Consider the following 23069-nt stretch of genomic DNA (forward strand, 5'->3'; position numbering starts at 1 on the left):
CCGGCGGACCGGCTCCCTCCGGTCCGGCGACCGGCCGCGCACAACCGGGCCCGGCGGACCGCATCACGCGATACGGTCGTATCCGTGGCCGACAACACTCCGAACGCAGCCGATCTCACCATCGAACAACAGGCCCAGCTGACCAGCGGGCAGGATTTCTGGACCACCAAGAGCGTGGCCGGTGTGCCGTCTATCATGCTGACCGACGGCCCGCACGGGCTACGCAAACAGGACGGTCCCGCCGACCATCTCGGTGTCGCAGGCAGCGTGCCCGCCACCTGCTTCCCGCCGGCGGTGGCGCTGGCGCAGACCTGGAATCCCGATCTGGCCCGCCGCGCCGGTGGTGCCATCGCCGACGAGGCCCGCGCCCAGCGGGTATCGGTGCTGCTCGGCCCCGGCATCAACCTGAAGCGCTCCCCGCTCGGGGGCCGCAATTTCGAATATTTCTCCGAGGATCCGCTGCTGACCGGGCAGATGGCGGCCGCCTTCGTCGACGGTGTGCAGAGCCGCGGCGTGGGCACCTCGCTCAAACATTTCGCCGCCAACAACCAGGAGACCGACCGGATGCGGGTGAGTGCCGACGTCGACGAGCGCACCCTCCACGAGTTGTATCTGCGGGCTTTCCGGCATGTCGTGCGCACCGCGTCGCCGTGGACGGTGATGTGCTCATACAACAAGATCAACGGTGTCTACTCGTTCGAGAACCGCGAGTTGCTCACCACAATCCTGCGCGAGGCGTGGGGTTTCACCGGACTCGTCGTCAGCGACTGGGGCGCTGTCGCCGACCGGGTGAGCGCCGTCGCCGCCGGACTCGATCTGACGATGCCGTTCGGCGGCCCGGCCGGCGACGACCTGGTCGCCGAGGCGGTGGCCGACGGCACCCTCGAGGCCGCCGATCTGCTCACCTCCGCCGGCCGGGTGATCGATCTGGCGGTCAGGGCCGGTGCGGCCGCCGCCGCCGTACCCGACACGGGCCCAGTCGACCTCGACGCCCATCACGCCCTGGCCCGCGAGATCGCGGCGCAGGCGGTGGTACTGCTGCGCAACGACGAGAACCTGCTCCCCCTCACCCCGGAGGACGATATCGCGGTCATCGGGGCACTGGCCGTCGAGCCGCGTTATCAGGGCGGCGGGTCGTCGCATGTGAACGCCACCGGTGTCGATGCCCCGCTGGCGGCGATCCGCGCCCGGACCGGCCGCGAGGTTCGGTTCGCCGCCGGATACAGCACCGGCCGTGAGGCTGCGCCGCTGCTGGCCGACGAGGCGATCGCCCTGGCCGGGTCGGCGAGCACCATCGTACTGTTCCTCGGTCTGGCCGAAGCCCAGGAATCGGAGGGTTTCGACCGCACCACCATCGACCTGCCCGACGACCAGATCGCTCTCGCGGTGCGAGTGCTCGCCGCCAACCCGAGGACCGTTGTAATACTGTGTCACGGTGGTGCGGTTCAGGTTTCGGTGATCGATGCTCCCGCCGTCCTGGACGCCGCGCTGCTCGGGCAGGCTGTGGGCTCCGCTCTGGCCGACGTCCTGTTCGGTGACATCAACCCGTCCGGGCGACTCGCCGAGACCCTGCCCCGCCGGATCGAGGACACCCCGGCGTTCCTCAACTTCCCGGGCGAGCACGGTCATGTCAGCTACGGCGAGGGCCTGTTCATCGGATATCGCTGGTACGACGCACGCGGACTCGACGTCACCTACCCGTTCGGGCACGGATTGTCGTACACCACCTTCGGGTACGACGGCCTGGCCGTCGAGTCCGGAGCCGATGGCATCCGGGTCACGTTGCGGCTCACAAACACCGGGGACCGCGACGGCCGGGAGATCGTCCAGGTGTATCTCGGTGCCGACACGTCGTCGGTGGCCCGTCCGCCACGCGAGCTGAAAGGATTTGCCAATGTCGGTGTCGCCGCGGGCGAGTCGGTACCGGTGTCGATCCTGCTTACCCGCGGGGACATCGCCTACTGGGACACCCGCATTCACGATTTCATAGTCGAATCAGGTTCTTATACAGTGTATGTCGGATCATCGAGTCGAGATATCCGGCTCACCGCAGGTGTCGAGGTCACCGGCGACGCGGTCCGCCTCCCGCTGACGCTCGAGTCGACCATCGCCGAGGTGACCGCCGATCCGGCGGCGGCCGAGGCCGTCAAGCCGCTCACCGACGCACTGTTCGGCGGGACGCGCGAGGACGCACAGGGCGACCAGGACACATCCGGCGGATCGCTGGGCACCGACGTGGCCGCGATGATGGCATCGGTCCCGCTCGGGCGTCTGGTCGACTTCTCCGGCGGCCGGTTGCCACGGGAGTACCTGCAGAGCATCCTCGAACAGGCGAACAACACGGACCAGGCGAACAACAGTACCGACGGGCCCGATCAGGCGAATGACATCCCTGTCGCCGCGCCCGATTCGGGCGTATAGCGGAGATATGTACAGCACACGATGGGTGATCGCTCTGGGTACCGCCGCCGTCCTGCTGGCGGCCGGTTGCGACGACGGCGGTGACCGGTCACCGGCCACAGTGACCGCCACCCACACCGTCACACCGTCGGATCCACCTCCGGCCGACAGCACCGGGAACACGGGCTCCGCCGGCAACGCGGGCACGACCGGGGATGCGGCCCCCACCGGAACCGTCCCCACGACCCACCGGGCATCGGACGGTGCGGCGCTGAGCGTGACCGGCATCCGTGTCGGTCACCACGACGGTTTCGACCGGGTCGTGTTCGACCTGGGCGGATCGGGAACCCCTGGCTGGCGGGTCGACTACACCGACGAGCCCACCCGACCCGGCAGCGGTGCGCCGATCACCGTGCGCGGGCGGAGCGTGCTGCAGGTGGTGCTCATCGGCCTCGGCTACCCGATGGACACCGGCGTCGACGAGTACACCGGCCCCAACCCGGTCGACGGGGTCCACACCGTGGAGCAGGTGCACCTGACCGGCGTATTTGAAGGTGAGGCAGTCGGTTTCATCGGCGTCGACGCCGACAAGCCGGCGGTGCGGGTCACCTCGCTGACCAATCCGACGCGACTGGTCGTCGACCTCGCCCACGCCGGGTAGGCGGGGCGGGGCTATCCCAGGTGCGCCTGAGCACCCGAGTTCTGTTTGTCTGTACGCTCCAGGCGCCCCTCGGTCATCGACGCGATCTGGTCGACGATCACCCGCATCCGGGCGGTGTCGGTGTCCGCGGCCTCCCACATCGGCACCAGGATCGGGTCGAGCCCGCCGGGCGCGGCGACGGTCAGCCATTCAGCGACCCGATGGATACGCTCGCGCTGGCGGGCCTGGTTGGCCTTGTGCCGCTCGTTGGAGAAAATATAGCGCAGCGCAAGCGTTTTCAGCGTCGCCACCTCCGCTGCCACCAGCGGATCGACAACGAGATCGGCGTCATAACGGCTCACCGGCCGCCGGTCCACCGCGTCGCGGGTGCCCTCGATGGCGGCCGACGCGAACCGGCCGATCAGCTCGCTCGTGAGCCGCTTGAGCGCCACCGACGCGTCGAGCGTGCCGTCGAAGGCGCCGACCGCCTTGACGATCTCCATCCTCGACAACCGCTGCGAGGCGTCGATGAGTGCGTTCTCCTCCAGACCGTCGAACTCCATCATCCCGATCTCGGCCAGCGCACGCTGGTCGCTCGGGTCGGCCAGGGTACGCAGGTCGATGCGGTTGGAGATCACCCCGTCCTCGAGGTCGTGGACCGAGTACGCGACATCGTCGGACCAGTCCATCACCTGCGCCTCAAGGCATTTGGTGTTCTCCGGGGCGTCGCGGCGAATCCAGTCCAGGATGTGCTTGTCGTCGTCGTAGGCACCGAACTTTACTTTCGGCGGACGACGCGTCCACGGATACTTGAGTGTGGCGTCCAGCGACGCACGCGTCAGATTGAGCCCGGCGCTGCTGCCGTCGGCATACACGATCTTCGGTTCGAGCCGGGTCAGGATCCGCAGGTTCTGCGCGTTTCCCTCGAATCCGCCGTGGTCGGCGGCAAAGGCGTTGAGGGCGCGTTCGCCGTTGTGCCCGTACGGCGGGTGCCCGATGTCGTGGGCCAGGCCCGCGAGTTCGACGAGGTCGGGTTCGCAGCCGAGCCCGATCGCGATGCCCCGGCCGATCTGGCCGACCTCCAGCGAATGCGTGAGCCGGGTACGCGGCGTGTCACCTTCGCGCGGACCCACCACCTGCGTCTTGTCGGCGAGACGGCGCAGGGCGGCGCAGTGCAGCACCCGCGCCCGGTCACGGGCGTGGTCGCTGCGGTGATCGGTGCGGGTGCCGGGCAGACCGGCCACCTTGGCGGCCTCGGGAACGATCCGTTCGACCGCTTCCTCGCCGTAGTAGGCGGTCGCCGGTGCACCGGGTGCGAGTGCCGGGTTGAGCATGGGCCCAGTATCGCGTGTGCTCAGTCGAGCACCCAGCCGCGGGCCACGGCGAAGTCGGTGACCCGCCGGCGGATGGCCACGATCTGTGCCGCGGTCAGGTCGTCGGCCGAGTCCAGAAGCAGTTCGGTGATCTCCTCGGAGAAGACCGCCGCGTCGAGTGAGCCGGACCCGCCGCGTGGCCGACGCGGGCCACGGTCATGACCCCTGTCGTGTCCACGGTCACGGTCGTGACCGCGGTCGTGCCCACGATGGCCGCCGTCGCGGTCGTCCCGGCGGTTCGGCCGGCCGCTCGGTCCGTCGTCGGCGGCCGGTTCGGTCACGGCCACATTGGTCGCCTTGGAACCGCGGTCGGTGTCCTCCACGTCGAAGGACACCTTGGCGCCCGGCTTGAGCAGACCCTCATCGATGTCGATGTCGTTGATGTGCAAGAACACATCGGCGCCACCGGAGTCCGGCGCGAGGAACCCGAATCCCCGATTCGGGTCGTAGTGGACAACCTTGCCGCTCTCGGCCATGACTTACTCGCTCTCACTCCGTCGTGGCATCGTGGACCCCTCGTCCTCGCCATTGCCCGCGACGATCACCTTGATTGGTCAACTATGACAGAACACCACCGGTCGCGGCGACTCACAGGCCCACATACCGCACGGCGACCCGGCCGAACCGGTGACGACCGGACCCGTCACATGCCGACGAGCTTGCCGCCCAGATACTCGACGACCTTGTCCAGGGCCACCCGCTCCTGCCCCATGGTGTCGCGCTCGCGCACCGTGACCGCCTGGTCGTCGAGGGTGTCGAAGTCGACGGTCACACAGAACGGCGTGCCGATCTCGTCCTGGCGGCGGTAACGCTTGCCGATACCCTGCGCGTCGTCGAATTCGACGTTCCAGTGCTTACGCAGTTCGGCCGCCAGATCGCGGGCCTTGGGCGAGAGCTGCTCGTTGCGCGAGAGCGGAAGCACCGCGGCCTTGATCGGCGCCAACCGCCGGTCGAGTTTGAGTACCGTTCGGGTATCGGTGCCGCCCTTCGCGTTCGGCACCTCCTCCTCGGTGAGCGCATCGCACAGGAAGGCCATCAGTGAACGGGTCAGCCCGGCCGCCGGCTCGATGACGAACGGGGTGTACCGGTCCCCCGAGGCCTGGTCGAAGAACGACAGGTCCTCGCCGGAGTGTTCGGTGTGCGTCCTGAGGTCGAAATCGGTCCGGTTGGCCACACCTTCGAGCTCTCCCCACGGGTTGCCCGAGAAACCGAACTTGTACTCCACGTCGACGGTTCGCTTGGAGTAGTGCGACAGCTTCTCTTTGGGGTGGTCGTACAGGCGCAGATTGTCGGCGTCGATTCCGAGGCCGGTGTACCAGGCGAATCGCTGATCGATCCAGTACTGATGCCACTGCTCGTCCTCACCCGGCTTGACGAAGAATTCCATCTCCATCTGTTCGAACTCGCGGGTGCGGAAGATGAAGTTGCCGGGGGTGATCTCGTTGCGGAAGCTCTTGCCGATCTGCGCGATACCGAACGGCGGCTTCTTGCGGGCGGTGGTCATCACGTTCTTGAAGTTGACGAAGATGCCCTGCGCGGTCTCCGGCCGCAGATAGTGCAGCCCCTCCTCGTCGTCGACGGGACCGAGGTAGGTCTTCATCAGGCCGCTGAACGCCTTGGGTTCGGTCCAGTTGCCGGGCTGGCCGGTCTCCGGGTCCTTGATGTCGGCGAGGCCGTTGGCCGGTGGGTGGCCGTGCTTGGCCTCGTACGCCTCGATGAGGTGGTCGGCACGGTAGCGCTTATGGGTGTACAGCGATTCGACGAGCGGATCGGTGAACACTTCGACGTGGCCCGACGCCTCCCACACCGCGCGCGGCAGGATCACCGACGAGTCCAGGCCGACGACGTCATCGCGGCTGGTCACCATCGACCGCCACCACTGCCGTTTGATGTTCTCCTTGAGCTCCACACCGAGTGGGCCGTAGTCCCAGGCGGAGCGTGTTCCGCCGTAGATCTCCCCGCACGGGAACACCAGACCTCGGCGTTTGGCGAGGTTGACGACGGCATCGACTTTCGACTGCGGGGCCACGGCTAACTGATCTCCGATGAGTAGTGGGGTGAACGGCAACCCATACAGGGTACCGCCCGAAACTCGGGCCCCGACCTGTGCCGTCCCGGTTGAAAACGATTTCCTTTAAACTGGTCACAACCCAAGCCCCGAAAGGATCGCGATGAGCACACCGGTCACCCCGGATGGCCCTGCCGCCCGCGAGGCGGCGAGCGAACTGCTGCGCGCGCTGGCATCGCCCACCCGTATCGGGATCGTGCTGAGCCTGCGTTCGGGTTCGCGGTGTGTCCACGAACTCGTCGGTGAGCTCGGCCTGAGCCAGCCGCTGGTCAGCCAGCACCTGCGGGTCCTCAAGGATGCCGACGTGGTCCGCGGCCGCCGCAACGGGCGCGAGATCATGTACGAGCTGGTCGATGACCACCTCGCCCACATCGTCACCGACGCCCTGGTCCACGCGTCCGAGCCGAACGAGCCCGAGCCGAACAGGTCCGAGTCGAACAGGTCCGAGTCGAACAGGTCCGAGTCGAACAGGTCCGAGTCGAACAGGTCCGAGTCGAACAGGTCCGCGGCCGTCCCCGGAATCGCCGGCACCCCACGGGCACACCGGTGACCGACCCCGACGGCACCGGCAAGGCCCGACCCGTCACCGGTGTCCGTTCGACCCGCCAGCGGACCGCCATCGCCGACGCCCTCTCCGCCTCGGACGACTTCCTGTCGGCCCAGGAACTACACGATCAGCTCAAGCAGCGCGGCGAATCGATCGGCCTGACCACCGTCTACCGCAACCTGCAGGCACTCAGCCAGGACGGACAGATCGACGCACTGTGGGACGGCTCCGGGGAGACCCGCTACCGCCACTGTTCGGCCGGCCACCACCACCACCTGGTGTGCCGTACCTGCGGGACCACCGTCGAGGTTCAGGCCGAGCCGGTCGAGGAATGGGCGGCGCGGGTCGCCGCCGAGCACGGCTTCACCGGCATCAACCACACCGTCGAGGTGTTCGGCTACTGCCCCACCTGCACCATCGCAACCGGCTGAAACGTCGCCGTCTCCCCGCCCAGGCAAGCCGACCCCACGCCGGTTGAGGCGCGAAGAGCCGCTAGGCGATGAGCCTCGAAACCCCGTGCGACAACCGATGTCACCGGACACCGCCGCTATCCCACCGCCTCGGCGAGATCGGCGCCCGACGACAGCACGATGTGCAGCAACGTGAGCAGTGCGTCGTCGGCCAGTGTTCCGGCCGGGAAGGTGTAGTAGAGCAGCACATCGGTGATCGGGTGTTCGGGATCCGAACGCCGCAGCGACCCGAAACTGAGGCCACTACCGGCGGTTTCGATCATGTCCCGCAACGCCTCCGAGTTGGTGACCCGGTCGGCCACCAACTGGATCACGCTCACCACGTCCAGGCCGGGGGCCAGCGCGAGCACCCGCAGCGATGCCCGGGTGGCGCCGACGGTGACCACCACCGACTCTTCGTCGACGCTCACCACCTCGCCGAGCTGACCGACGATCCCGGCGATCCGTCGTACCAGGTCGACGGGATCGGTCCCGCCCGTCACTGTGTCACACCACCGAAACGCCGGTCCCGCTCGGCGTACTCCAGGCACGCCGCCCACAGGTCGCGACGGTCGAAGTCGGGAAACAGCTTCTCCTGGTACACCATCTCGGCGTAGGCCGACTGCCACAGCAGGAAGTTGGAGATGCGCTGCTCCCCCGACGGGCGCAGGAACAGGTCGACGTCCGGCATGTCGGGCTCATCGAGGTATTTCGCGAACGACGCCTCGGTGATGCGCTCGGGGTCGATCTCACCCCGCGCCGCACGCCGGGCGATTTCCTTTGCCGCATCCGCGATTTCGGCACGTCCACCGTAGTTGACGCACATCGTGAGCGTCATCACGGTATTGTCGGCGGTGAGTTCCTCGGCCACCTCGAGTTCGCGGATCACGCTGCGCCACAACCGGGGCCGACGTCCGGCCCAGCGCACCCGCACCCCCATCTCGTTCATCTCGTCGCGGCGGCGGCGGATCACATCCCGGTTGAAGCCCATCAGGAACTTCACCTCCTCCGGGCTGCGCGACCAGTTCTCCGTCGAAAAGGCATACGCCGAAAGCCATTGCACACCCAGCTCGATACAGCCGCACACCGCGTCCATGAGCACTGCCTCACCGCGTTTGTGCCCTTCGGTGCGCGGCAGACCCCGCTCCTGTGCCCACCGGCCGTTACCGTCCATCACGAGCGCCACATGCCTGGGCACGAATTGGGCGGGGATCGCCGGCGCTACGGCGCCACTGGGATGCGGGTCGGGCGGACGGACCTGCCTGACGGGCTCGGTCACCCGCCGCCCCGGACGTAACGCCATCTCCATCGGCTCCTCTCCGCACGCCGGCCCTGACTCCGACCCCGCCGAGATCGGCCGCCCTCGCGACGATGCACGCGCCGGGCCGCACCGGTGGGGTCCATACCGGCTCAGGACCCCACACTATGCGGCGCCGAACGTTCGATGAGCGGCAGGGTTCGCAGCTGCCGCTCCAGATGCCATTGCAGATGGGCCGCGGTCAGCCCGCTGGCCTGCCGGCCCACCGATTCGCCCACCCCCTCGGTGGCGGCCCAATCACCGCGATACAGCGCGTCCATCAGCTCCAGCACGCCGGGCGCCGGTGTCGCGGCGCCGGTCGGTCGGCACAGCAGGCACACCGCACCACCGGCGGCCACGTGAAAGGCCCGGTGCGGCCCGGGACGCCCACACCGGGCGCACTCGCACAGCGAGGGCATCCACCCCGCGTACGACATGGCCCGCAACAGGAACGCGTCCAGGATCAGCTCCCTGGGCCGCCGGTCCTCGGCGAGTGCGGCCAACGCGCCCACCGTCAGCTGATGCAGCCGGGCGGCGGGAGCGCGTTCTTCACCGGCGAGCCGTTCGGCGGTCTCCACGATCGCGCAACCGGTGGTGTACCGGCCGTAGTCGGCGGCGATCAGATCACAGAACGCGTCGATGGTGTGCGCCTGGGTGATGGTGTCCAGGTTGCGGCCCGGGTACAGCTGCACGTCCACGTGCGCGAATGGTTCGAGCCGGGCACCGAACTTGGATCGGGTACGCCGCACGCCCTTGGCGACGGCCCGCACCAGACCGTGATCGCGGGTCAGCAGGGTGATGATGCGGTCGGCCTCACCCAGCTTATGCTGCCGCAGCACCACCGCCTCGTCCCGATACACCCGCACCGTGCCATTATGCGGTGCGCGCGGACCAGTGGGCGCACAACCGGCCTCAGAACCCCATCCGCCGCAGCTGCTTGGGATCGCGCTGCCAGTCCTTGGCCACCTTCACGTGCAGGTCGAGATACACCTTGGTGCCGAGCAGCTTCTCGATCTGGGTGCGCGCCGTGGTGCCCACCTCTTTGAGCCGGGCACCCTTCTTGCCGATGATGATGCCCTTCTGGCTGTCCCGTTCGACGTACAGGATCGCATGCACATCCACCATGGGAGGCTGATCGTCGCGGCGGTCCTCACGGTCGATGACCTCCTCGATCACCACCGCCAGCGAATGCGGGAGTTCGTCGCGGACGCCTTCGAGCGCGGCCTCGCGGATGAACTCGGCCATCAGCACCTGTTCGGGCTCGTCGGTCAGCTCCCCGTCGGGATAGAACGCCGGGCCCGGCTCGACGAGCGAGACCAGCAGGTCGGCGAGCACGTCGAGCTGTTTACCCGACTTCGCCGACACCGGGATCACCTCGCTGTCGGGGCCGAGGAGCTGGGCCAGCGCGATCAGCTGTTCGCCCACCTTGTCCGGGGTGACCCGATCGATCTTCGTGACCACGCCGAGGACCGTTGTGCGCGGCGCCATCTCGCGGACCTGTTTCACGATCCAGCGGTCGCCGGGACCGATCGCCTCGTCTGCCGGGATGCATACCCCGATCACGTCGACCTCCGAATAGGTGTCGCGCACGAGGTCGTTGAGCCGCTGCCCGAGCAGGGTCCGGGGCCGGTGCAGACCGGGTGTGTCCACCAGTATCAGCTGCGCGTCGTCACGGTTGACGATGCCGCGGATGGTGTGCCGGGTGGTCTGCGGACGGTTGGAGGTGATGGCGATCTTCTCGCCGACGAGCGCATTGGTCAGCGTCGACTTGCCGGTATTGGGCCGGCCGACGAAACAGATGAAACCCGAACGGAACTCCGCCGCGGGCGATGCGCCGCTCATCGGGAAACCACCTTCGACACCACAGATCCCTTCAGGTCGGTGATCAGTGTGTATGCGTCCGGACTGATCTCGGTGACCAGCCCGATCCCGGGATCAAGCCCGTCGCCTCCGACGATCACCGCCGCCTCGATCGACCGCGCACCGCTCGACAGCGCGGTGGCCGCCGCCACCTGCAGCGCGGTCAGCGTCAGCGCCCGGGTGACCACCGGCGCACCGGCGTAGGTGCGGCCGTCGCCGTCGCGCACCGAAGCACCGGTGGCGGCTTCGGCACGGGCAAGTGCGCCGCGGGCCAGCACGATCAGTTTGTCGTCCTCAGGGGCGGGTGTGCTCATCACTGTTCCTTATGCGGTTCTTTGCGGCCGTGCGGTTCCTTGCGCCGGTGGCGGTCGGCGGCGTCCCCGGAATCCGGGTCGTCGGACGCCGCGTCGGGTTCGACCGCCCGCCGCACGAGTATCGTGGTGATCCGTTGCCGACCTTGATGATTGGGACCGCCCTCGGCGGTCAGCAACAGCCCTTCGGCCTCCACCTGCGCACCCGGCAGCGGCACCCTGCCCAGCTTCAGGCCGACAAGCCCGCCGACCGTCTCCACCTCGTCGTCATCGATGTCGAGATCGAACAGTTCACCGAGATCCTCCACCGGCAGCCGCGCCGACACCCGATAGCCGCCGTCCCCGAGTTCCTCGACCGGTGCCACCTCATCGGTGTCGTACTCGTCGGTGATCTCGCCGACGATCTCCTCCAGCACATCCTCGATGGTGACCAGGCCCGCGATGCCGCCGTACTCGTCCACCAGCAGTGCCATGTGGTTACGGGTGCGCTGCATGTCGGCCAGCACCTTGTCGAGCGGTTTGGAGTCGGGGATGAACTCGGCGGGCCGCATCAGCGCCGACACCGGAACCGCGGACACGGGAACCGCCGAATCCGTAACGGTCCGATCGGTCGCACGAACCGCGGCCGGCCCACCGGAAGCGGTCAGCGAATGGGCGACCAGGTCTTTCAGATACACCACGCCCAGGATGTCATCGGGGTTCTCCCCGATCACCGGTATCCGCGAATGGCCGGAACGCACAGCGAGATTGGCGGCCTGGGTGACGGTCTTATCGGCCTCGATCCAGATCATCTCCGGGCGCGGCACCATCACCTCCCGGGCGTTGGTGTCGCCGAGATCGAACACCGACTGGATCATCCGGCGTTCGTCGGCGGCCACCACCCCACTCGCCTCGGCCAGGTCGACGACCTCACGCAACTCCACTTCCGTGGCGAACGGCCCGTTGCGGAAACCCTTGCCCGGTGTGACCGCGTTACCGAGCAGGATCAGCAACCGGGTCAGCGGTGTGAACAGCACACCGAGTGTCTGCAACAGGAACACCGATCCCAGTGCGATGGAGTAGGCGTGCTGGCGGCCGAGCGTGCGCGGCCCCACCCCGACCGCGATGTAGGAGATCACCGCCATCGCGGCCACCGTGACCACCAGCCCCCAGCCCACGCCGAGTGCCGAATCGGTGAGAACCACCGCGACCAGAGCGATCGCCGTCGTCTCGCACGCCACTCGCAGCAGCACGGCCAGACCGACGTAGACGCCGCGCACATCGAGGATCTTCTCCAGTCGCGCGGCCCCGGCCCGTCTGTCCTTGACCAGGTCCTCGACCCGGGCCGCGGACACCGTGGAGACGGCGGCGTCGATGGCGGCGAACAACCCGCCCACACCCATGGCGACCGCCGCGGCGAAAATCATCCACAGGTCGCCGGGTGTGCTCACCGCCCGTCCTCTTCCTCGGCTCGCGGGGTGGTGGGCCGGGCGTCACCGGCTTCGGTGAAACCGATGTTGCTCAGCAGTCTGTCGTCCTTGGCCGACTGCCGCGCACGCTGTGCGGTGCGATGGCGATCGGCGTAGAACTCGTCGATGATCTTGGCCTGCAGCCCGAACATCTCACGTTCCTCATCGGGTTCGGCATGGTCGTAGCCGAGCAGATGCAGCACGCCGTGCACGGTGAGCACCGACAGCTCGTGCTCGAACGAATGCCGCGCCTCCTTGGCCTGGCGCGCCGCGAACTCCGGGCACAGCACGATGTCGCCGAGCAACGCCGGTCCGGGTTCGGAACTGTCCGGCCGGCTGCCGGGCACCAGTTCGTCCATCGGGAAACTCATCACGTCGGTGGGCCCGGGCAGATCCATCCACTGCACGTGCATGTCGGCCATCGTGTCCAGGTCGACGCACAGCACCGACAGTTCGGCCGCCGGGTTCACGTCCAGAGCGGCGATCGCGAAACGCGCCGAGTCCATGATCAGCTGGTCGGGGACGTCGACGCCCGACTCGTTCGCGAATTCGATGGTCATGAACGCCGTCCCTGGGCCGAGGCACGCCGCGTCGCACGATTGCCCGACAGTTGCGACTCCGCGCGCCCGTAGGCGTCCACGATGTCGGCGACGAGCCGGTGCCGCACGACGTCGGCGCTGGTGAGTTGTGCGAAATGGATGTCATCGACGCCCTCGAGGATGCGGGTGGCCGCCGCCAGGCCGCTCTGCGAGGCACCGGGCAGGTCGACCTGGCTGATGTCGCCGGTGACAACGATCTTGGAACCGAAACCCAGCCGGGTCAGGAACATCTTCATCTGCTCACCGGTGGTGTTCTGCGCCTCGTCGAGAATGATGAACGAGTCGTTGAGGGTGCGCCCGCGCATGAACGCCAGTGGGGCCACCTCGATCACCCCGGCTTCCATCAGTTTGGGGATGTTCTCCGGATCCATCATGTCGTGCAGCGCGTCGTACAGCGGACGCAGATACGGGTCGATCTTCTCGCTGAGGGTGCCGGGCAGAAAGCCCAGGCGCTCGCCCGCCTCGACGGCCGGCCGGGTCAGGATGATGCGGGTGACCGCCTTGGCCTGCAGCGCCTGCACGGCCTTGGCCATCGCCAGGTACGTCTTGCCGGTACCGGCCGGTCCGAGCCCGAACACGATGGTGTGCTTGTCGATGGCATCGACGTAGCGCTTCTGGTTCAGTGTCTTGGGCCGGATGGTCTTGCCGCGACGGGACAGGATGTCGAGCGAGAGCACCTCGGCCGGTGAGTCGCCGGTGTTCTGCGAAAGCATCGACACACTGTTGCGCACCAGATCAGGGGTGAGCGGGGTACCACGGTGCACCAGATCGAGCAGCTCACCCAGGACGCGTTCGGAACCGGCGACGTCCTCGGGCGCCCCGCTCATGGTGACGCGGTTGCCGCGCACGTGGATGTCGGCGGGCAACAGGCTCTCGAGTGCGCGCAGGTTCTCGTCGTGTGTGCCGAGCAGAGCGAAAACCACGTCAGGAGCAATGTCGGTGGTCGACGTGACCGCAGACGGCCGGTCGTGATGTCCGGACGAATCGGGGTTGTCGTCACTCACGTACTGGATCACTCCTTGATACTGCTCGAAACGGATACTGAGGGGCGAAAGTCAGTCTAACCCGCGACGGCGCACAACCAGGAGTCGATATCGGGGCGCTCAGATGCCGAGCAGACGTGCGGTTTCGCGGTTCGCCCGGCTGCGCGGATCGCAGAACGCACTGTGTCCCTCACCCGGTACCACCACCAGCTCGGCCGACTGGCCGCGCTCGGTCATCAGTTCCACGTAGCGGCGGCTGACGACGAGCGGGATCGCCTCGTCGTCGGCGGTGTGCACCGCCACCACGTGCGCGTCGAACGGCTCCTGCGCCGACGGCGATGCCTCCCGGTACAGGTGCGGCGCCTCCTCGTAGGGGCGGCCGATCAGCCGGCGTACCGATTCACTGCCGGCGCGGGCCGCCGCCTCCAGGTTCAGGGCCGCCGATTGGGCGATCACCGTGCTGATGACGCAGTGCCTGGTACGCGCACGCAGCTGCGCCGTCGCCCACACGGCGAGCTGTCCGCCGGCCGAGTGGCCCACCACCGCCACCTGCGACCAGTCCACCCGGTGCGCCACCTGTGGATCGAGGGCCGCCGGTACGAGATCGTCGAGTGCCCGGATCGCGGCGAGAACATCGCGGCCGGTGCCGGGCCAGCCGCCGCCGGCCTGACCCACGCGGCGATATTCGATGTTCCACACCAGCGCACCGGATTGCGCGTACTGCCGGGCGATCGCCGACTGGATCGTCAGGGAGAACTCGTCCGACCAGTATCCGCCGTGGATCAGCACGACGGGCCGCATCCGGCCGCCGGGGATCGTGCCGGCCGGGGCCGACGTCGCGTGGTAGATGTGGCCGAACGTCGACGGCGAATCACCGTAGGTCACCGTGATCCGGTTGACCGGAGTCCGGGCGGCCGTCATCGGGGCCACCGCGATGTCAGCGCACCGATCGCACCCAGCGCTACCGCCGCCGCCGTGGCGGTGCGCAGCACCTCCGGACCGAGCAGCACGGCCCTGGCGCCCAGGGCGGTCAGGTCGGCCAGTTCGGTCTCGTCGATCCCGCCCTCGGGCCCGACCACCAGCACGATCTCCGTGGCGTGTGCGAGCGGCAGCGTCGCGAAGCCGGTGGTGGCCTCCTCGTGCAGCACCGCGACGACGCCGCCGGCGGCGACCACGGCCGCGCACCGGGCCCGCACATCGGTGGTGCCGGCCAGGGCGGTGACCTCCGGGACCCAGGCGCGACGGGCCTGTTTGGCGGCCGCCTCGGCCGCCTGCTCCCATTTGCGGACGCCTTTGTCGGACTTGCCCGCCCACCGCGACACACACCGCGCCGCCTGCCACGGCACGATACGGTCGGCACCGGCCTGGGTGGCCAGGTCGACGGCCAGTTCGGAACGTTCGGCCTTAGGCAGTGCCTGCACCACGGTCACCGAGGGTCGCGGCCGGTCGGTGTAGGTGAACGTCCGGACCTTCGCACGTAGCCGGTCCTTGCCCAGTACCTCGACGACTTCGCATTCGGCCACCGATCCGTGGCCGTCACCGATACGGATCATCTCCCCGGCGCGGACGCGCACCACGGTCACCGCATGTCGGCCCTCGGGTCCGCTCACGAGTACCTCCGAGCCCGCCGAGGGTACCGACTCCACCCAGAACAGTGGCGCGCTCATCTGGTCAGCGGGTCGCGAACGCGTTGCGCAGCCGGGAGAAGAAACCACCCGGCGCGGTTGCCACCGACGCGTCGACGACGGCGGGCGACACACCGCTCAACCCCTGGAAAGCACGGAGCGAATCCGTCTGTGCCGGATCCAGCTTGGTAGGTACCACCACGTCGAGATGCGCATGCAGGGTACCGCGTACGCCGGTGTTGAGGTGCGGCATGCCCTGGCCGCGAACCTTGACGACCTGACCTGGCTGAGTGCCCTGCGGGATGGCGATCGTCACCGGATCGCCGAGGATCGAGTCGACGACCACCTCACCGCCGAGCGCGGCGTCGGCGATCGGGACGGTGACGGTGCAGTGCAGGTCGTCCTTGTCGCGGACGAAGATGTCGTGACGCTTCTCGGTGATCTCCACGTACAGGTCGCCCGCGGGTCCCCCGCCCGGGCCCACCTCGCCCTGGCCGGTGAGCCGCACCTGCATTCCGGCTTCGACACCGGCCGGGATCTTGACACTCATGGTGCGCCGGGACTTGACACGCCCGTCGCCGCCGCACTTGCCGCACGGGTCGGAGATCACCTCGCCGACACCGTGGCAGGTGGGGCATTCGCGCACGGTCATCACCTGGCCGAGGAACGAACGCTGCACGGCCTGGATCTCACCGGCACCGTGGCAGATTCCACAGGTCACCGGCTTGGACTCGCCCGCCGTACCGGCTCCCTTGCACTGATCGCACAGGATCGCCGTGTCGACGGTGATCTCCTTCTGCGCACCGGTGGCGCACTCGGCGAGGTCGAGCTGGACGCTGACGAAGGCGCGTTCGCCGGGCCGTACCCTGCTCTTGGGCCCGCGGCCGCCGCCGAAACCGCCACCGCCGCCACCGAAGAACGCATCGAACACATCGCCCAGGCCGCCGCCGGCGAAACCGCCGCCACCGGCACCAGGACCGGCCAGCGGGTCGCCACCGGCGTCGACGATACGGCGTTTGTCGGGGTCACTGAGCACCTCATACGCGGTGCTGACCTCCTTGAACTGTTCCTCCTGGCCCGGATTGACATCGGGATGCAGCTCGCGGGCCTTCTTGCGATAGGCGCGCTTGATCTCCTGATCGCTCGCATCTCTGGAAACGCCCAGGATTCCGTAGTAGTCACGTGCCACGGTTGTCTTCGTCCTCAGTTCTTGACCAATTTTCGTGTCCGGCGGCTCGAAATCCTCAGGCCCGGAGCACCTGTTCACCTTTCGGCGAGCACCTCGCCGACGTACTTGGCAACGGCTGCGACCGACGCGATGGTTCCCGGATAGTCCATCCGGGTGGGCCCGACCACACCGACGCCGCCGAACACGGTTCCCGATGCACCGTACCCGGTGGACACGACGGCGGTGCCCCGCAGGTTCGCCGTTTGTGTCTCCTCGCCGATCTGCACGGTGACCCCGCCCACCTGCTGGGTGTGCGCGAGCAGTTTGAGCACCACCACCTGCTCTTCGAGCGCTTCCAGAACCGAGTCCATCCCGCCGAGCAACGGGGTGAAGTCCGATGCCGACCGCGCAAGGTTGGAGGTACCGCCGAGAATGAGCCTGTCGTCGCCGCGTTCGACCAGCGTCTCCACCAGCACGGTGGCCACCCGCACCACATGGTGCCGGATGTCATCAGGTGCCTGGTTGGCCAGTTCGGCGACCGCCGCCGACGCCGCCTCCAGGCGCTGACCGTGCAGGGCCGTGGAGAACATGTCGCGCAGCCGGGCGCTGTCGTCGTCGTCGATGTCGGCCGACAGGGACACCATCCGCTGCTCGACGCGCCCGTTGTCGGTGATCACCACCAGCAGCAACCGCGACGGCGACAGGGACACCACCTCGAGGTGACGGACCGTCGCCGCGGACAGGACCGGATACTGGATGATCGCGACCTGCCTGGTGAGCTGGGCGAGCAGTTTCACCGACCGCCGGAGCACGTCGTCGAGGTCGACCCCCGAGTCGAGCACCGACAGGATCGCGCGCCGTTCGGCCGGCGAGAGCGGCTTGACCTCGCTGATGCGGTCGACGAACAGCCGGTAGCCCTTGTCGGTGGGCACCCGGCCGGAGCTGGTGTGCGGTTGGGCGATGTAGCCCTCGGCCTCGAGCACGGCCATGTCGTTGCGTACGGTGGCGCTGGACACGCCGAGCTTGTGCCGTTCGACCAGATTCTTCGAGCCGACCGGTTCCTGGGTGGACACGTAGTCGGTGACGATCGCGCGCAGGATAGCGAATCGCCGGTCGTCGGTCACCGACACCGCACCCACCTCCTCACGCCTTCCCGATCGCGGACAGAGCACCATTCTACGAAACGGTGTCGCCGGGCACGATGACCCACACTCCCGGCGCGTGGGAGCCCCCCGGTTCGGCGCGCTGACAGTAGCGTGATCCCCGGAGCCACCGGCCACCCCGCATCGGCGAACCTGTGGTCGGTCACCGCCGTCCGGGCTGCGCCGGGCGGCCCCGACCGGGAGGATGTCCACCGGACACAATTGTGGTCGGCCCCTACCGACACGACCGAGGAGCTGGGAGACGATGATCTTCAAACGGGTTCAGGACGGCAAGCCCTATCCCGACCACGACGTGTCCGGACGTACCTGGGCGACGATCCCGCCCCGCCAGTTCCGCCTCGACGAGTTGTCGACGACCACCACCGTGCTGGCCCTGGACCGGCTGCTCAGCGAGGATTCGACGTTCTACGGCGATCTGTTCGCGCATGTGGTCAGGTGGCGGGGCGAGTTGTACCTGGAGGACGGATTGCATCGCGCGGTGCGGTCGGCGCTGCGGAACCGGAATGTGATCCACGCCCGGATGCTCGACCTGGATACCTTCGACCCGGCGGCCGGTCCGGTCGAACAGCAGATGCGTGAGGCCGACACCGGCCCGGTGGTGCGTCCGCCGCGCCCGGCCGCGCCGCCAGGGGCCGAGACCAGGCCCGCCGCACCCGGCCCCGACTCACGGGGGATCCGCCGGGGCTGGCGGACCCCCAACTGGTGACCGGCGACAACGCCGCCGGTTCGCTCGAGCCGGCCGCTACCGATCGCCGTGTCGGCCCAGCTGCCGTATCCACTCCCGCGATGCGGCGGGGTCGATGACGTCGTCGATCTCGTAGGTGGTGGCGGCGTACAGCGCTTTGCCGCGTTCGTAGGCCAGGGCCACCAGATTGGCGAACAACTCCTCGCGCGCGGCCGGGTCGGCGGATTCGAGTTCTTTTCGGAAGCCCAGCCGCACAGCACCTTCCAGACCCATCGGCCCCACCTCGCCGGTCGGCCAGGCAACGGTGAACTCGGGGGCGTGGAATGATCCGCCACCCATCGCCATCGCGCCGAGCCCGTAGGCCTTGCGCAGGATGATCATCCCGAACGGCACCGTCAGCCGCGCCCCGGCGACGAACAGATTAGCGAAGCGGCGCACCGTCGCCTCGGTCTCCGAATCCGGACCGACCATGAATCCCGGTGTGTCACAGAGCATCACCAGCGGAACCTGATGACTTTCACACAGGTTGAGAAAGTCCGCGGCCTTGTCGGACGCCTCGGCGTCGATCGCCCCGCCCAGGTGCAGACTCGAATTGGCCACCACCCCGTAAGCCACTCCCTCGACCCGGATCAGCGCGGTCACCACCCCGGCCCCGAAGTCACGACGAAGCTCGAGCACGGAGCCGACGTCGGCGAGCGCGTCGATCGCGGCACGCACATCGTAGGACCGCAACCGGTTCTCGGGCACCACGTGCCGGGCATGACCCGGGTCGGGTGCGGTCCAGTCGGCCACCGGCCCCTGGAAGTACGACAGATACCGGCGGGCGATGTCGACGGCCTCTGCCTCGTCGCCGGCCACCACATGCACCACACCGTTGCGCGTCTGCACGTCGATGGGGCCGATCTCCTCGGGCCGGTACACGCCGAGGCCGCCGCCCTCGACCATCGCCGGCCCACCCATCCCGATGTTCGCCTCGGGCGTGGCGATCAGCACGTCGCACGCCCCGGCGAGCGCGGCGTTCCCGGCGAAGCAGCGCCCGGACACCACGGCCACGGTCGGCACCCGGCCCCGGAGCCCGGCCAGAGCCCGGAAGGTGCCCAATTCCAGGCCGAACGCGCCGTTGGCGTCGGTGTCCCCGGGCCGGCCCCCACCACCTTCGGCGAACAGCACCAGCGGAATCCGCTTACGGCGCACCACCTCCAGCAGCCGGTCGGTCTTGGCGTGGTTGCGCATCCCCTGTGTACCCGCCAGCACCGTGTAGTCGTATGACATGACCGCGGCGGTGGCGGCCGCAGCGCCGTGGACGTCGGCGCCGATCGTCGCGAGTCCGGCGACGAACCCGTCGGCGGGCGTGTTCGCGATCAGGTCCGCCTCCGATCTGCGACCGCGCTGGGCGGCCAGCGTCAGGGCGCCATACTCCACGAAGCTCCCCGCGTCGATCAGGTCGTCGATGTTCTCGCGTGCGGTCCGGCGACCGGCATCGTGCCGTCTGGCCACGGCCTCGGGCCGGGCCGCGTCGGCGGTCCGTGCGCGCCGGGCCAGCACCTCGGCGAGGTCGGCGCGAACGTGATCGGGGTCGACCTCGGTGGCCACCTCATCCACTCCGGCGCCGCCGGTGCGGCGGACCACCGCGAGCGGGTCACCGACACCTACCGTGCGACCGGCCTCGACAAGCGATCGCGCCACCGTCACCGGATGGTCGGCGGAGACCACGTGCTGCATCTTCATGGCCTCGAGCACCGCCAACGGCGCACCGGCGGCCACGGCGGCGCCGGTGACCGGGGCCTCGACCACGATCCCGGTCAGGTGTGCCCGCACCACCTGTTCCCCGGGGTCGGTGTCGGGGTCGGGGACCGGCTCAGCGGGTGTCGCCGGCGCGGTCGCGGCCCCTTCCGTCGACCGCCCCTGCAGATAGGTCGTGGTCACCGGCCCGGAGACGAACTCCTCGTCCCGGAGAATCGCGCGCAGTGCGGCGGCGTTCGTGTCGACTCCGGCGATCGTGAAGGCATCGAGCGCCGCCGCGGCCTTGCGGCAGCATGCGGCGATGTCCCCGGCCCGCGTATGCGCGATGACCTTGGCCAGCAGCGAATCATAGCGGGCGCCGATCTCCAGGCCCGGCCTGCCGAAGGTGTCCACCCGGACCCCCGGTCCGGTCGGCGGGACGAATTCGGTGAGCGTGCCCACCGCGCCGATCCGCGCGCCGTCCGCGGCCACGGTCTCGGTGTTCACCCGCGTCTGTATCGCGACGCCGCAGGCCCGTGCGCACGCCCCCGAGACGATCCCGCCGTTCGCCGCCATCCCCTGCGGCAGGAGCAGTTCGGCGATCGTGGCGCCCTGCGCGATACGCAGACCCACCTCCACGAGATCCACGCCGGTCACCTCCTCGGTGACCGTATGCTCCACCTGGATCCGCGGATTGACCTCCAGGAAGACGAACCTGTCGGCGGTGACGAGGAATTCGACGGTGGCCAGGCCCCGGTAGCCGCCGCCGGCGATCAGTTCGACGGCCGCGCGGTGCAGTGCGGCGCGCAGGTCGTCGTCGAGCCATTGCGCGGGCGCGACCTCGATGAGCTTCTGCCGCCCGCGCTGCACGCTGCAATCACGGTCACCTATCGCCAGAGCGGTTGTGCCACCGTCATTGTCGGGTGCCGCAACCACCTGCACCTCGATGTGCCGGGCGGCGGGCAACAGTTCCTCGACGAACAGGTCGCCGTTGCCGAAGGCCGCGCGGGCCTCGGCGGCACATATCCCGAACACCTGCGACAGCTGCCGCGCGGTGGTGACCGGACGGATGCCGCGACCACCGCCGCCGGCGACGGCCTTGATCATGACGCCGCCGGGATGTCCGGCCAGGAACTCCGCCGCGCCGGCCTCGTCGATCGCGGATGCGGTAGCCGCCGGTACCGGCACCCCGGCGGCGACGGCGGCGGCGCGGGCGCTCACCTTGTCGCCGAAAGTGCGCAGTACCCGCGGATCGGGGCCCACGAAGGTGAGTCCGGCGGCGGCGCAGTCGGCGGCGAAATCGGCGTCCTCGCTGAGGAACCCGTATCCGGGATGAACCAGGTCGGCGCCGTGATCTCGGCCCGCGGCAACCACGGCGGCCCGGTCGAGATAGGCCGACGGACCCGAACCGTCCAGCGCCACAGCGGTCGACGCCGCCCTCACATGGGGCATGTGTGCGTCGTCCGCCGCGTACACGGCGATCGTCTCCATCCCCAGTTCGGTGGCGGTGGCGATGATGCGCAGGGCGATCTCGCCCCGATTGGCCACCAGTACTCGCGACATCCGTGTACCTCGATTCCCGACCCTGATGGTGGCCGTCCGCCACCGCCGGGCCCTTGAACTTGAACTCGACCTCAACTACCATCACAGCCTAACGAGTGATCCACCTCACTCGCACTCTGGCACTGTCGCCGATCACGTGGAGGGTTCGCCAACCCATGAGCACCGTACAAACAGTCACCGGCCCCATCGATTCCGCCGAGTTGGGCAGGACACTGGTCCACGAACACATCTTCGTGCTCGGCGAGGAGTACCGGCAGAACTACCAGGACGACTGGGACGAAGATGAGAAGATCGCCGCCGCCGTGCGAGACCTCGACGAACTCAAGGGCCTGGGCATCGACACCATCTTCGACCCCACCGTCATCGGCCTGGGACGCTACATCCCCCGAATCCAGAAAATCGCCGCGCGGACCGAGCTCAACATCGTCGTCGCCACCGGGCTGTACACCTACAACGAGATCCCGTTCCAGTTCCACTACAGCGGCCCCGGCCTGCTGTTCGACATCCCCGAACCCCTGGTGACCCTGTTCACCCGGGACCTGACCGAAGGCATCGCCGACACCGGCGTCCGGGCGGCATTCCTCAAGTGCGCCATCGAAGAACAGGGCCTGACCCCAGGGGTGGAACGGGTGATGCGCGCCGTCGGTCAGACCAGCGCGCAGACCGGGGCCCCCATCACCGTTCACACCAACCCGCACACCCAGTCCGGTCTGGTCGCCCAGAAGGTCCTCGCCGAAGAGGGCGTCGACCTCACCAAGGTGGTCATCGGCCACTCCGGCGACAGCACCGATCTCGACTACCTGATGCGGCTCGCCGACGCCGGATCGATCCTGGGTATGGACCGTTTCGGCCTCGACGTCCTGCTGCCGTTCGAGGACCGCATCACCACCATCGTCGAACTCGCCCACCGCGGATACGCCGACCGGATGGCGCTCGCCCACGACGCCTCGTGCTTCATCGACTGGTTCGACCCCGAGGCCAAGCGGGCGGTCACACCCAAGTGGAACTACCGGCACATCAGCGAGGACGTCCTGCCCACCCTGCGCGAACGCGGGGTCACCGACGAGCAGATCACCGAGATGCTGGTGAACGTGCCGCGCCGCTACGTCGAATGAGCGCGACCCTGCGGGACGGGTGGCCGGCCACCGGCGACCTCGGATCGGTCGAT

General features: G+C 68.5%; 22 protein-coding genes. 6 read left to right on the forward strand and 16 right to left on the reverse strand.

The annotated features are described in order from the left end of the window. Positions 1-84: 84 nt before the first annotated feature. Positions 85-2421, forward strand: a complete 2337-nt coding sequence (locus tag GII31_RS14115) for a glycoside hydrolase family 3 C-terminal domain-containing protein (protein WP_213244035.1) — start codon at positions 85-87, stop codon at positions 2419-2421. A gap of 7 nt (positions 2422-2428) precedes the next feature. Continuing rightward, a complete protein-coding gene (locus GII31_RS14120; RefSeq protein WP_213244036.1) occupies positions 2429-3061 on the forward strand; it encodes an AMIN-like domain-containing (lipo)protein in 633 nt (210 codons plus the stop codon). A gap of 11 nt (positions 3062-3072) precedes the next feature. On the opposite strand, the gene GII31_RS14125 is transcribed toward GII31_RS14120, so the two are convergent. From GII31_RS14125 to GII31_RS14135, 3 genes are all read right to left on the reverse strand, one after another. Further along, a complete protein-coding gene (locus GII31_RS14125; protein ID WP_213244038.1) occupies positions 3073-4374 on the reverse strand; it encodes a deoxyguanosinetriphosphate triphosphohydrolase in 1302 nt (433 codons plus the stop codon). 20 nt (positions 4375-4394) lie between these two features. Then, the gene (locus tag GII31_RS14130) at positions 4395-4889 is read right to left on the reverse strand and encodes a cold-shock protein (RefSeq protein WP_213244040.1); all 495 of its coding nucleotides are present in this window, start codon (positions 4887-4889) and stop codon (positions 4395-4397) included. Positions 4890-5056: 167 nt separating this feature from the next. Then, positions 5057-6442, reverse strand: coding sequence for a glycine--tRNA ligase (locus tag GII31_RS14135; protein ID WP_213244042.1), 1386 nt, complete (start codon positions 6440-6442; stop codon positions 5057-5059). A gap of 142 nt (positions 6443-6584) precedes the next feature. Between GII31_RS14135 and GII31_RS14140 the strand changes: the two genes are divergently transcribed. Both GII31_RS14140 and GII31_RS14145 read left to right on the forward strand, forming a co-directional pair. Further along, entirely contained in the window at positions 6585-7031 is a 447-nt protein-coding gene (locus GII31_RS14140) for an ArsR/SmtB family transcription factor (protein ID WP_213244044.1), read from the forward strand. After that, positions 7028-7459, forward strand: a complete 432-nt coding sequence (locus GII31_RS14145; protein WP_213244045.1) for a Fur family transcriptional regulator — start codon at positions 7028-7030, stop codon at positions 7457-7459. Before GII31_RS14140 ends, GII31_RS14145 begins: the two co-directional genes overlap by 4 nt. Before the next feature lie 116 nt (positions 7460-7575). Here the strand turns inward: GII31_RS14145 and GII31_RS14150 are convergent, their stop codons facing one another. The 12 genes from GII31_RS14150 to hrcA all read right to left on the reverse strand — a co-directional run bounded on the left by GII31_RS14150 (position 7576) and on the right by hrcA (position 17898). Next, positions 7576-7980: a hypothetical protein gene (locus GII31_RS14150; RefSeq protein ID WP_213244047.1), complete on the reverse strand. Its 405-nt coding sequence runs from the start codon at positions 7978-7980 to the stop codon at positions 7576-7578. After that, on the reverse strand, positions 7977-8780 hold the full coding sequence (locus tag GII31_RS14155) for an isoprenyl transferase (RefSeq protein ID WP_260839998.1): 804 nt from the start codon (positions 8778-8780) through the stop codon (positions 7977-7979). The genes GII31_RS14150 and GII31_RS14155 overlap by 4 nt, the downstream gene beginning before the upstream one ends. A gap of 107 nt (positions 8781-8887) precedes the next feature. Beyond that, positions 8888-9640 (reverse strand): DNA repair protein RecO, encoded by a 753-nt coding sequence (gene recO / locus GII31_RS14160; RefSeq protein ID WP_213244051.1) that lies wholly within the window; start codon positions 9638-9640, stop codon positions 8888-8890. Between the two features lie 46 nt (positions 9641-9686). Continuing rightward, positions 9687-10616 (reverse strand): GTPase Era, encoded by a 930-nt coding sequence (gene era / locus GII31_RS14165; RefSeq protein WP_213244053.1) that lies wholly within the window; start codon positions 10614-10616, stop codon positions 9687-9689. Next, positions 10613-10948 carry a cytidine deaminase gene (locus GII31_RS14170; protein WP_213244055.1) on the reverse strand — a complete coding sequence of 112 codons (336 nt, stop codon included), beginning with the start codon at positions 10946-10948 and terminating at the stop codon, positions 10613-10615. Before GII31_RS14170 ends, era begins: the two co-directional genes overlap by 4 nt. Further along, positions 10948-12351 (reverse strand): hemolysin family protein, encoded by a 1404-nt coding sequence (locus GII31_RS14175; RefSeq protein ID WP_213250412.1) that lies wholly within the window; start codon positions 12349-12351, stop codon positions 10948-10950. Before GII31_RS14175 ends, GII31_RS14170 begins: the two co-directional genes overlap by 1 nt. Positions 12352-12371: 20 nt before the next feature. Beyond that, a complete protein-coding gene (ybeY, locus tag GII31_RS14180; RefSeq protein WP_213244057.1) occupies positions 12372-12953 on the reverse strand; it encodes an rRNA maturation RNase YbeY in 582 nt (193 codons plus the stop codon). After that, complete coding sequence (locus GII31_RS14185; protein ID WP_213244059.1) at positions 12950-13996, reverse strand: PhoH family protein; 1047 nt, start codon at positions 13994-13996, stop codon at positions 12950-12952. The genes ybeY and GII31_RS14185 overlap by 4 nt, the downstream gene beginning before the upstream one ends. Before the next feature lie 99 nt (positions 13997-14095). Beyond that, positions 14096-14896, reverse strand: coding sequence for an alpha/beta hydrolase family protein (locus tag GII31_RS14190; RefSeq protein ID WP_213244061.1), 801 nt, complete (start codon positions 14894-14896; stop codon positions 14096-14098). Further along, positions 14893-15642 (reverse strand): 16S rRNA (uracil(1498)-N(3))-methyltransferase, encoded by a 750-nt coding sequence (locus tag GII31_RS14195; protein ID WP_213244063.1) that lies wholly within the window; start codon positions 15640-15642, stop codon positions 14893-14895. Before GII31_RS14195 ends, GII31_RS14190 begins: the two co-directional genes overlap by 4 nt. Positions 15643-15646: 4 nt before the next feature. Continuing rightward, on the reverse strand, positions 15647-16789 hold the full coding sequence (gene dnaJ, locus GII31_RS14200) for a molecular chaperone DnaJ (protein ID WP_213244065.1): 1143 nt from the start codon (positions 16787-16789) through the stop codon (positions 15647-15649). A 74-nt stretch (positions 16790-16863) separates the two neighbouring features. After that, positions 16864-17898, reverse strand: a complete 1035-nt coding sequence (gene hrcA, locus GII31_RS14205) for a heat-inducible transcriptional repressor HrcA (RefSeq protein ID WP_213244067.1) — start codon at positions 17896-17898, stop codon at positions 16864-16866. A gap of 277 nt (positions 17899-18175) precedes the next feature. Here hrcA and GII31_RS14210 point away from each other — a divergent pair, with 277 nt between their 5' ends. Next, a complete protein-coding gene (locus GII31_RS14210; protein WP_213244069.1) occupies positions 18176-18637 on the forward strand; it encodes a type II toxin-antitoxin system VapB family antitoxin in 462 nt (153 codons plus the stop codon). A gap of 36 nt (positions 18638-18673) precedes the next feature. Here GII31_RS14210 and GII31_RS14215 read toward each other — a convergent pair whose 3' ends face one another. Further along, the gene (locus GII31_RS14215) at positions 18674-21901 is read right to left on the reverse strand and encodes a carboxyl transferase domain-containing protein (protein ID WP_213244071.1); all 3228 of its coding nucleotides are present in this window, start codon (positions 21899-21901) and stop codon (positions 18674-18676) included. 155 nt (positions 21902-22056) lie between these two features. Between GII31_RS14215 and GII31_RS14220 the strand changes: the two genes are divergently transcribed. Beyond that, positions 22057-23016 carry a phosphotriesterase family protein gene (locus GII31_RS14220; RefSeq protein ID WP_213244072.1) on the forward strand — a complete coding sequence of 320 codons (960 nt, stop codon included), beginning with the start codon at positions 22057-22059 and terminating at the stop codon, positions 23014-23016. Positions 23017-23069: the final 53 nt, after the last annotated feature.

Origin of the sequence: Gordonia pseudamarae, from assembly GCF_025273675.1 — a bacterium.
GTDB classification, from domain to species: Bacteria; Actinomycetota; Actinomycetes; order Mycobacteriales; family Mycobacteriaceae; genus Gordonia; species Gordonia pseudamarae.